At 60.8% G+C, this 10,210-nt stretch carries 9 protein-coding genes; 6 read left to right on the forward strand and 3 right to left on the reverse strand.

Annotation, left to right across the window (positions count from 1 at the left end; translation table 11 throughout):
• Positions 1 to 1,506: 1,506 nt before the first annotated feature.
• On the reverse strand, positions 1,507 to 2,790 hold the full coding sequence (locus tag IRZ31_RS17305) for an ROK family protein (protein WP_297155922.1): 1,284 nt from the start codon (positions 2,788 to 2,790) through the stop codon (positions 1,507 to 1,509).
• A 332-nt stretch (positions 2,791 to 3,122) separates the two neighbouring features.
• On the opposite strand from IRZ31_RS17305, the gene IRZ31_RS17310 reads away from it, so the two are divergent.
• The 5 genes from IRZ31_RS17310 to IRZ31_RS17330 all read left to right on the forward strand — a co-directional run bounded on the left by IRZ31_RS17310 (position 3,123) and on the right by IRZ31_RS17330 (position 8,534).
• Positions 3,123 to 4,130 (forward strand): substrate-binding domain-containing protein, encoded by a 1,008-nt coding sequence (locus IRZ31_RS17310; RefSeq protein ID WP_297155924.1) that lies wholly within the window; start codon positions 3,123 to 3,125, stop codon positions 4,128 to 4,130.
• A 124-nt stretch (positions 4,131 to 4,254) separates the two neighbouring features.
• Positions 4,255 to 5,247, forward strand: coding sequence for an ABC transporter permease (locus IRZ31_RS17315; protein ID WP_297155925.1), 993 nt, complete (start codon positions 4,255 to 4,257; stop codon positions 5,245 to 5,247).
• Positions 5,244 to 6,089 carry an ATP-binding cassette domain-containing protein gene (locus IRZ31_RS17320; protein WP_297155927.1) on the forward strand — a complete coding sequence of 282 codons (846 nt, stop codon included), beginning with the start codon at positions 5,244 to 5,246 and terminating at the stop codon, positions 6,087 to 6,089. Before IRZ31_RS17315 ends, IRZ31_RS17320 begins: the two co-directional genes overlap by 4 nt.
• Before the next feature lie 25 nt (positions 6,090 to 6,114).
• Positions 6,115 to 6,987, forward strand: coding sequence for a sugar phosphate isomerase/epimerase (locus IRZ31_RS17325; protein ID WP_297155929.1), 873 nt, complete (start codon positions 6,115 to 6,117; stop codon positions 6,985 to 6,987).
• Positions 6,988 to 6,992: 5 nt separating this feature from the next.
• Positions 6,993 to 8,534, forward strand: coding sequence for an FGGY family carbohydrate kinase (locus IRZ31_RS17330; RefSeq protein WP_297155931.1), 1,542 nt, complete (start codon positions 6,993 to 6,995; stop codon positions 8,532 to 8,534).
• Between the two features lie 222 nt (positions 8,535 to 8,756).
• Here IRZ31_RS17330 and IRZ31_RS21480 read toward each other — a convergent pair whose 3' ends face one another.
• Together IRZ31_RS21480 and IRZ31_RS17335 are read right to left on the reverse strand one after the other, a co-directional pair.
• Positions 8,757 to 9,281, reverse strand: coding sequence for a tetratricopeptide repeat protein (locus tag IRZ31_RS21480; RefSeq protein ID WP_363325694.1), 525 nt, complete (start codon positions 9,279 to 9,281; stop codon positions 8,757 to 8,759).
• The gene (locus tag IRZ31_RS17335; RefSeq protein ID WP_297155933.1) at positions 9,227 to 9,352 is read right to left on the reverse strand and encodes a hypothetical protein; all 126 of its coding nucleotides are present in this window, start codon (positions 9,350 to 9,352) and stop codon (positions 9,227 to 9,229) included. The genes IRZ31_RS21480 and IRZ31_RS17335 overlap by 55 nt, the downstream gene beginning before the upstream one ends.
• Positions 9,353 to 9,736: 384 nt before the next feature.
• Here IRZ31_RS17335 and IRZ31_RS17340 point away from each other — a divergent pair.
• On the forward strand, positions 9,737 to 10,210 hold a 474-nt coding region (locus IRZ31_RS17340; protein ID WP_297155935.1), incomplete at its 3' end, for a hypothetical protein.

Here is a 10,210-nt window from a genome sequence, read left to right on the forward strand (position 1 = left end):
GGGTGAGGATGTTGTTTGTCGGAACAACAGTTGGGGGCTCCTGAAGGACGAGTCGTCAGCCAGATGTGGGGTGCTTCCCGGTCTGGCAGAGGCCAGGCGGGGAAGCACCCCACCATCCCAATCGGCAGTGGCGAGTGGACCAGGATCAAACGGCTCCTGTCCGGATCTTATCCCCTGGCCTGAAAGTCTGAGGGGGAGCCTTGGGAATAGAAGGAGCGCTCGCTCACTGCAGATTTGATCAATACAGGATGGATGTAGTCCGGGGGAACAGAGCAGACTAGCCTGGGAGGCGGCGATCATTGTGAGAGATGGGCACGATTTGCCTGATCGTGCTCCGTGTAGCAAAGATTTAGGAGCGCGTCCCGGAGTGCTCTTGAGTTGCTCAGGGCGCTCGTGCCAGGCTTTCGCTTTCATTGCTTCAAAGAAGTCAACCCAAGCTTAGTAGAGCTGGATGAACACCTGAGGCCTGGCCCTTGGGCAGAAGCCCAAGAGAAGCCAGCTGTTCTTGCCTGGTGCGTCTTCCAGGCAAGACAGCCCCCCTTACCCTCCCCGCACGACTGGAGAGGGCTGGGTCAGCTTGTGCTCTCAGAACGGGCAAGCCCGCTGCCAGGGGCAGGGAAGTATCCCTGGGTCACATCGCGCCAGCTCTCGTGTGTATGAGGTACAGTTCAGGTCGGCTTTTGTCAGAACACACTCACCTTTGCCGTGGTTGCTGCTATCAGCAATAGGCCACGTGCTGGCCTCTCTGCTCTGCCAGCTGCAGGTTCTGCCAAAGTCCGCCCTCTTCTACCAGGATCAATAGCCAGGTTTTCCCTGTAGATACGCTGACACCCCCATGTCAGCGTAGGCTGGCTTTGACTGGCTTGCTGGCTCTTCGTTGTGGTTGTCCGACGATAGCTGCTCAGATCGGATACCGTCTATGTAACGGTTCAGCATGCCTCCTGGCCTATCTCTCCTGGAGCCTGGCAATCCGTCGAGGCCGGTTTCTGCCCTCGTGTGATCTCCACACGGCACGTGAGCAGAGCGGCTCTTTGCCAGAATCACACCACACCCAAGGCAAAGCACCTGGCCGAGGCAAACCGCTTTCTCCTCTTGCTGAGTCCGATGCCAGAGATACCCTGGTGCTCGATCTGTTTGGAGAATTTCCCTGTGTAGAGGATAACAAATTGGCTCTCTGTTGTCCATACTTTCATGAGGAGCTTTCTACATCCCGGAGTCAATGGATGAGCCTATTCCGCAGGATCTGGCGATACCAGGGGAGGTCATGGTGATAGTCCCCAAACTCCTCCAAAAGGACCAGGAGACGCCTCGGGAATCGCGAACGCCCACGACCCCTGCCTCCACCGGGGCATCACCGGGTCTCCCTTGCTGGGCTGGGCCTGGGGTTGTGCTGAAGCCCGGCGCTTAAATCAGCACACGCTGCCGTCCTCAAGCAGGCCGCCGCTCGCCAGCAGAGCGTTTTGACCTGTCGCAAGCCATCTCTCTCTGCCTCTGATACCGTTATGATCAGCTTCTTCCGCTCAGGAGACGCAGGGTGTATCTCAACGCTTGCCCACGCAGCGGTCCATAGCGTTCCTCCGGGAGAGTCGGAGCCTCGGGGTCAAGCGCCAGATCGACAAGCTCAGGTGCGTAGAGGTACTCTCCCAGCAGCAATGCCAGGCCGGTAATGCCGGCGTGAATGTCCAGACGACTCGTAGTAATCTGCAAATCGCGGGTTGCCAACGGCAAAGAGCGTCGATAGACCACTTCGCGAATGCCTGCGAGCAGCGGCTCATCCGCGTGAGCCAGGCGACCACCCAAAACCACCAGGGAAGGATTGAGCAAACTCACCGCGTCGGAGATAGCCTGACCCAACACTCGGGCCGCCTGGCGAGCCAGGCGCACCGCGTCCGGCTGGCCGGCCCGGATCAAACGGACTGCCTCATAGGTCGAATGAACCTGATGGCCGAGTGCGCGGAGATCGCGCAGCAAGGCCCAGCCGCCGCCATAGGCTTCCACGCAGCCGCGATTACCACAGCGGCAGAGAGGAGGCGTTGTCAGATTGGCCAGGTCGCCGCTGTAGGGGATGTGACCAAGGTCTCCAGCCGCCCCCTGAGCGCCACGCAGAATCTGCCCATTCGAAATGATGCCACAACCGACCCCCGTTCCTACCTTCACCATTAACATATGCGGGTGCTCGGGCCAGCAGACCTTATATTCCCCAAAGGCCATGACATTCACATCATTCTCCACCAGCGTTGGACAGGCGAAGCGTTCGAGAAAGTAGCCCGGGATATCAAAGCCGTCCCAGCCGGTCATGATCGGCGGACTTACCACGCGCCCGGTGGCAAACTCGACCGGGCCGGGGACACTGATGCCAATGCCGTGCACCTTCTGGGGAGGCACCTGCTGCCGCTGCAAGAGAGCAAAGAATGTCCTCGTCACCTGCTCAAGGACGGGATGCGGCCCGGCAGCCACGTCCAGCTCAGCGGCTTCTTCCGTCAGAATGGTCCCTGCCAGGTCCGTCAATGCACAGCGCAAATGACTGGCCCCAACATCAGCAGTCAGAAATACCCCACGCGCTGCATTGAATTTGAATTGCGTCGGAGGACGACCTCCAGTCGAGGCGCTTGCCCCATCGGGCACCAGCAAGCCGGCAGCGAGCAGGCGCTCCAGACGCTGCGTGACTGTCGAGCGCGCCAGGCCTGTCAGGCGAATGACATCGGCCCGCGTACGCGCCTGACCAGTGCGGAACAAGGCAAGAATAGTTCCCGACCGAGAGGCATCGGTGCCCTCGAAAGGCGACTTCATCAGCGTGGCACTCCTCACAGCTCCGAAAATAGAGAGGGCTACCTGGGCAATCCATGCTGTCCACAGGCATATTTAGCATATTCGCCCATATTTTATCAAAGAGAAGCGGCCTTCTCAAGGCTACTTTACCAGGATTCTCCCTTATCCGTTCAGAAGATGGCCAACTTTTGCTTGACATAATACATAAGTATGGATATAATCTGCCAATAGTGAAGGGTTAACACGACTCAGCTGATCAGAAGTCGTTGCTGAGTCGACTGAAGCGCTTCACCGGCTATTTTTGCGGCCAGAGACAGACAGAAGGAGGCGCTGCAGTGTGCAGGCAATCGCTGATGACAAAGATGAGCCTGATCCTGCTGGCGGTGCTTGGCGTGATCATCACCGCCTGTGGCGGAGCCAGCAGTGGGAGTGGAAGCTCTGGAAGTGCGCAGGTTGCAGCCGTGATCAAAGGGCTGGACAACCCCTTCTTCCAGGCCATGCAGCGAGGCATTCAAGATGAGGCCAGGAGCGTGGGCGTGTCCGTTACGGTGCAGGCTGCCGCGAGTATCACAGACACCACTGGTCAGGCGGACAAGCTCCAGGCCCTGGCCGGGCAGAACTATGGCTGCTACATCGTCAACCCTATCAGTGGCACCAATCTGGTTCAGGCGCTGGCACCGATCTCGCAAGCGGGCAAACCGATTATTAACATCGATAACCCTATTAGTGCGCAGGCGGCCCAGGCTGCCGGCATCAAGATCAGCACGTACATTGGAACAGATAACATCAGTGCCGGTCATCAGGCAGCCAGCGAGATGGCCAAACTGCTGCCGACAGGGGGCAAAGTCGCCCTGATTGGAGGCATTGCCGGAGACGTGACCAGCCAGCAGCGTCTCCAGGGTTTTAGCCAGGGTGTTCCTGCGGCGATCCAGATCGTGCAGACAGTCGCAGCAGACTGGGATCGCCAGAAAGCGCTGACAGCCGCGGGTGATATCCTGCGGGCTCACCCTGATCTCAAAGGCTTTTTTGTCGCTAACGACGACATGGCTCTAGGCGTTGTACGGGCCATTGCGGACGCTGGCAAACAGGGTCAGGTCAAGGTGGTCAGCGTTGACGGTATCCAGGATGCGCTGAAGTCCATTCAAGCGGGTCAGCTCTCAGCGACCGTCTCCCAGTACCCCTATACGATTGGAGCAATGGGGGTTGAGGCTTGCAAGGCGGCGCTGGCGGGCAAGACGCTGCCAGCCAGGGTCACCGCTCCTACACTCGTAGTGACCAGCGATAATGTCGCTCAGGCCCTGGCCAATTTCCCCAAGCCTTTCAGCAGCTATGTTGATCCCTTCCAGGGCCTACTCAAGTAACAGGTAAGGAAGCGGGCCGGTGAGTGAGTGGAGGGCGAAGAGGCGAAGAGCCAATCACACAGACCTGCCCCTGCTGGCAGCGTCAATGCTCCGCTCACTCCCCTACAGAGGAAGGAGACAACAGATGGAAGAGCGCAGCGCACTGACAACGGATAGCGTGGCGCAGGCTGAGCGACTCAGCTGGAGAGAGCGGCTCAGCGACCCCGAGTTCTGGATTAACTGGACAGCGGTCATTGCCCTGGCGATTCTGGTCATCGTCTTTGGCGTTGCCTCGCCGGCGTTCTTAAGCCTCGGCAACATCCGGGCTGTACTGATAGCGGCGGCTCTCCTGGTAATCCTGACGGTAGGACAGACGCTAGTGATTCTGACGGGGGGCATCGATCTCTCTCTGGCAGCCACCATGACCTGGGCCGGCGTTGTCCTGGGACAGGTAGTGGCCCACGGCGGCAATATTGGTCTGGCCTCGCTGCTGGCCATCGTGGCCGGCCTGCTCGTGGGCCTTATCAATGGCCTCTTGATTGCCTGGGGGCGGATACCGGATTTCATTGCCACGCTGGGTACACTCAGCGCGGCCTCTGGCGCAGCTCTGATTTTCTCCAGTGGTGAGCCTGTGACCATCGTCAGTACCTTCCTGCTCCAGTTGGCCACAGGCTCACTTGGCCCAGTGCCCTACTTCGTCTTGATCGCCTTGATCGTTGTGCTCCTTGGGCATGTTCTGCTCTTTTACACTCGCTTTGGCACCCATCTACTTGCTACGGGCGGCGATGCCGAGGCGGCACGTGCAATGGGCATTCGTACCGCGAGGATCAAGCTGACGGCGTACGTGCTGGCAGGTGGTCTGGCCGGTCTGGCGGCCATTCTCTTCACGGCGCGCATCGGGGCTGCCGAGCCGGCTGTGGATACCAGCTACCTGCTCAACTCAGTGGCGGCGGTGGTCCTGGGGGGCGTTAGCCTCTTTGGTGGGCGTGGCTCGATCGCTGGTCCTGCGGCAGGTGCGCTTCTGCTCACGGTGCTGGTCAATGGGCTGACCCTACTTGGAGTCTCGCAATTCTACCAACCGGTGGTGGTTGGATTGGCGGTCGTGCTGGCCGCTTTACTGGTGAGGTACTGGCGATGAGTCCCACGGAATTTGAGCGGATCTTTTCTGCTCCTCGGACGCCAGAGCGTGATAGTGCTCCAGGCGTCCCTCCCAGATCCGAGGTGCCCGGTCCTGCCGAGGTGCTGCTGCTGGTTGAGCGCGTCAGCAAACACTTCGGGGCCATTGTGGCGCTGCAGGAAGTGACCCTGTGGGCCCGGCGCGGGGAGATCACGGCCATTGTCGGAGATAACGGGGCGGGCAAATCGACGCTGATCAAGTGCATCTCGGGCCTGCATGCCCCGAGCAGTGGGCGTCTCTTCTTCGAAGGCAAGGAGGTGCATTTTGCCTCTCCCCAGGAAGCGCGCCAGGCAGGCATTGAGACGGTCTATCAGAATCTGGCGGTGATTGAGGACCTCACGGTCTGGCAAAATATCTTTCTCAACCGCGAGCGTGTCAGGCGCCTGGGACCCTTTGCTGTTTTGGATCGCCGCGCTATGCGCCGTGAGGCCTTGCGGATGCTGCAGCAGTTTGAGATCCATCTACCCTCGATCCATGCCCGGCTGCGCCGGCTCTCAGGAGGGCAGCGGCAGGCCATTGCCATCGCGCGAGCGGCGAGCTGGGGGTCGCGCCTGCTGATCATGGACGAGCCAACGGCGGCGCTGGGAGTGCGTGAGACCCGACGAGTTGAGGAGTTGATTCTTCGCTTGCGGGAACAGGGGCTAGCGATCCTGCTGATCAGCCATAACTTTGAGCAGGTGCTGCGTCTCTCTCAACAGGTCTGGGTCATGCGCAGCGGACGTGTGGTAGGAGGGCGCCGGACGAGTGAGACGACGAGCGATGAACTCGTGGCCATGATTACCGGCGTCAAAAGCGATGAGTAATCACGAGAGCAAGCGTGGAGATGTTATGGAACAGAAAATAGGTATTCATGCCTTCGTCTGGGTTGGCGGCTGGAGTGAAGAGGAGTGCCGTCGGGCGCTCGAAAGCAGTCGTGCCTGTGGCTACGATCTGATTGAGATCCCCCTGCTTGAGCCGAGGACGATCGATGTGGCTCTGACGAGGAGTCTGTTAGAGGAAGTGGGCCTTGCGGCGACCTGTACCCTGGCCCTGACGCCCGAGACAGACATTTCCAGCACAGATGAGGCAGTGGTAGTACGTGGCGAGCGGCTGCTGCATGATGCGCTGGCGGTTGCTCGGGATCTGGGGGCGACCTATCTTGGCGGGGTGATCTTTGGGGCTTTGACGCGCTATCGTGAGCCGCTGGCTCCTGCCGGGCGGAGGAACAGCCTGCGAGTCCTGGCGCGTCTGGCTGAAGAGGCGGCAGCCAGTGGCATGCAGCTGGGTCTGGAAGTGGTCAATCGCTATGAGAGCAATTTTCTCAATACTGCGGAGCAGGCCCTGGCGCTGATTGAGGAGATAGGGGCGCCCAATCTCGTGGTCCATCTGGATACCTACCATATGAATATCGAGGAAGAAAATTTTGTGAAACCAGTGTTGGCCTGTGGGAAGCGACTGGGCTATGTCCATGTGGGTGAAAGCCATCGAGGCTATCTTGGCACGGGCACGGTGGATTTCTCTGCCTTTTTCCGGGCGCTGAGGCAGGCTGATTATCATGGACCGGTGACCTTTGAGAGCTTTTCTCGGGCGCAGGAGATTGCGAACCTCTCTGGCTCGCTGGCGATCTGGCGTCATACCTGGACCGACCGTTTTGATCTGGCCAGGCAGGCTCGGGCCTTCATTGCCGCGGGTCTGGAGGCTGCAGATATGCACGGGAGCTAGTGGCGATGGTGGGGGATGAAAGGAAAGCCACCGGGAAAGTGCTCCTCGGCATCGATTTGGGCACCAGTGCGGTGAAGGTGCTGGTCCTGGATGCGGCCAGCGGGCAACCATTCGGGGAGGGCCGTGCCGCATATACCTTGCTCACGCCTCAGCCTGGCTGGGCTGAGGCCGATCCCGAGGAGTGGTGGCGGCAGACGGTGTCTGCAGTGCGTACGGCTCTGCGCTCTGTGGATACGGATCAGGTGGCGGCTATTGGGGTCACCGGGCAGATGCATGGTGTGGTTCCTGTCGATGCAATGGGAGATCCCGTGCGACCTGCCCTACTCTGGCCTGATCAGCGAGCGAGCGGGCAGCTGGCGCATTTTGAGCAGTTGCCTGCTCCGCTCCGTGAAGCTCTGGCTAACCCTTTGGCCCCAGGTATGGCTGGTCCTTTGCTGTGCTGGCTCGCTGAGGAGGAGCCTGAGTCTTTCGCGCGCATGCGTTGGGCGCTTCTGCCCAAAGACTGGCTGCGCTGGCGTTTGACTGGGACGGTGGCAACGGAGGCCAGCGATGCATCGGCGACTCTGCTCTATGATGTGCTGCAAGATCGGTGGGCGACGGAGGTGATGGACTCGCTTGGTCTACGAAGGGAGCTGTTTGCTCCTGTGCTCCCGGCTGGGGCGCCAGCGGGGTATCTGCAAGCCTCTGCTGCCAGAGAGCTGGGTCTCAGACCTGGTCTGCCTGTCGCAACGGGTGCGGCTGATGTGGCGGCTTCTCTGCTTGGGGCTGGGGTGCTTGCGCCCGGTCCTCTCTTGCTCTCGCTTGGCTCGGGGGCGCAATTTGTGCAGCTCTGTCAAGAGCCGCGGCCTGATCCCGAGCGGAGAACTCACCTCTATCGAGCGGCAGACGGACAGCACTGGTATCGGATGGCCGCGGTGCAGAATGCCGGGCTGGCTCTCGACTGGATATGTCGAAGCCTGCAGGCGACTTGGGAGGAGCTGTATGCCTGCAGTGAGAGCGAGGCGGTAGCCCTGGGGCCGCTCTTCTTTCTCCCCTGTCTGACGCCAGAGCGAGCGTATCATCCGAGGCCGCGGGCGGCGGGCTGGGTGCATCTGCGTCTCGATCATGAGCGTCGCCACCTGCTTCACGCCGCTCTGGAAGGGGTAGCCTTTGGAATGCGTCTGGCTCTGGAAGCGCTCTCTGAGAGAAAGGAGCGTGGCCAGATCCTGGTAGTGGGTGGGGGAAGCCTGCATCCTGGCTGGCGGCAGATGCTGGCTGATATCCTGGGGTGTGAACTCTGGGCCGTGGCGGAGAAGGAGACGGCGGTGCGTGGTGCGGCGCTGCTTGCGGGGCTGGCGGCAGGCTGTTGGAAAGAGACTGGCGCCCTGGCGGCCTGGCGCCCGCCGGTCTTGGCGGTGACGGCTCCTGGCAGGGAGTGCACAGTCTACCAGGAGCGCTATCAACGCTATCGAGAGCTGCTACTTTCCCCTTCGGCGGCGGTGCTTGAGGAGCGCGAGGTATCTGGCGCAAGGCTTCGTGAGGACAGAGAAGGAGCTGATCAGTTGTAGGCCGGGGTGAACAACGCCGTTGGCCGGATCAGCCCCAGGCCTCTGTCCGTCCCCAAGGAGCCCGGTAGAGGTAATGGGTGCGCCATGCGCCTGATGGCCCACGGCATCGATGCCCTTGTCTGCGCCTCGCTAGGAAAAAGGCGATGCGAGAGCGCGCTCCGCCTTTTGTAGGCATTGGCTATGCAGCAGTCCTGAGCGCGGAAAGGAAGAGCACGCAGCAAATCAGCGAATGTTGCTCCGCCGTGTGTCGCCAGCGGCCTCGGTGGGCTGCTCCGCCGCCTCCTCCCACCGTTCCTGCGCTGCGGCCACCCGCCCCTGCAACCGGTAGACATGCCCGATATTCTTGAGCAGATTGGCATACCAGGCCAGACTGCCCCGCTGCTGATGATAGGCCAGCGAGGCAGAGGAATAGTGGAGCGCCTCATCCCACTGGCCCAGCCGGCGAGAGAGATAGCCGAGCTGGCCCTGTAACCTCCTGGCCTGTTCCTCATCGCCACGGCGCTGGGCCAGCTGCAGACAGTGCTCATAGGCCTCGATCGCCTCTCGAAAGCGGTACAGCTGCAGCGCGCAGCGGGCCTGCTCATAGAGCAGTTCCCCTTGCTGGGCCTCCTGCCAGGCCGGATCGGCCTCCTCCTCCTCGCCACGCGAGGCGGGGGCCTGTTCCGTGCGTTGGGGGCGCCCCAGCAGGGCCTTCAGAAGCTGACGGGGAGGGGTGCAGAGGCCCCTTCCTGGCGTCGTTCCAGGCAGAAGGGGCCGCAGAGCCAGACGCGAAAGAGGGGACCAGTCTCCAGCGGGGACGCAGCACGATCACCGTCCATCAGATGCCCTCTGCTCTCCGCTTGCTTGTTCCGTATGAGAGTGACTCAGGAATGCCGATATGTAGCTTTACTCACTCAGAAGTATCCAGAAGCCGGGAGTGGAATGCAAGAAGCACCATGGATGGCACGGCCCTGGGCCGAGTGCCTATCCCCAGGCAGGCTGTCGCGGGTTCGAGTCCCGTCTCCCGCTCCCTCGACTCAGGAAACCAGTTCTCAAGCGGCTTCTCTGCCAGCAGGCTCGTCCGCCTGGCGGGAGGATCAGTCGGATAACGACGGTAGTGCGTACCTGCCTCGGCGATCATAGAGTATCTGCCTTCGGCTGATTTTCCTTCACGGGTGAGTGCCTGCCTGGCCGGGAAGCGCCTTCTCTGAAGGAGGTTTCCTGTGGTCGCTCGTATCCACCAGCAGCAAGGCAAGCGTTCCCCTCAGACCCCTCGCCAGACAGTGGTTTCCCGCTATACGCCTCCTCCCAAGGGGGAACATCTGCTACGCCACTGCATTGAGGAGTATCTCCTGGACCATTGGAGTCAGAACCATAGTCCCAAAACGCTCGAATGGCACCAGCTCACCTTGAGGAAATTGGAGCCGTTCCTGGAGCAGCAAGGCATCACCCTCGTCGAAGAGATCGAGCGAGTGCATCTGCTCTCCTGGCTGAGTGAGCTGGGTACGCGAACGGGAGCACATGGCAAACGATTGGCAGCCCGTTCGGTCAACACCTATGCGCGGCCCAGGTGGGCGTTCTGCAATGGGCTGGAAGCGCGAGGCTCTGTCTCGCGATCGCCGGCAGCGGATGTCAGCATGCCCAAAGTGGGCAAGCCCCTCATTCGGATCATTGAGGAATATGCTGGCTTTAAGAAG

Source organism: Thermogemmatispora sp., assembly GCF_019683635.1.
Classification (GTDB): Bacteria; Chloroflexota; Ktedonobacteria; order Ktedonobacterales; family Ktedonobacteraceae; genus Thermogemmatispora.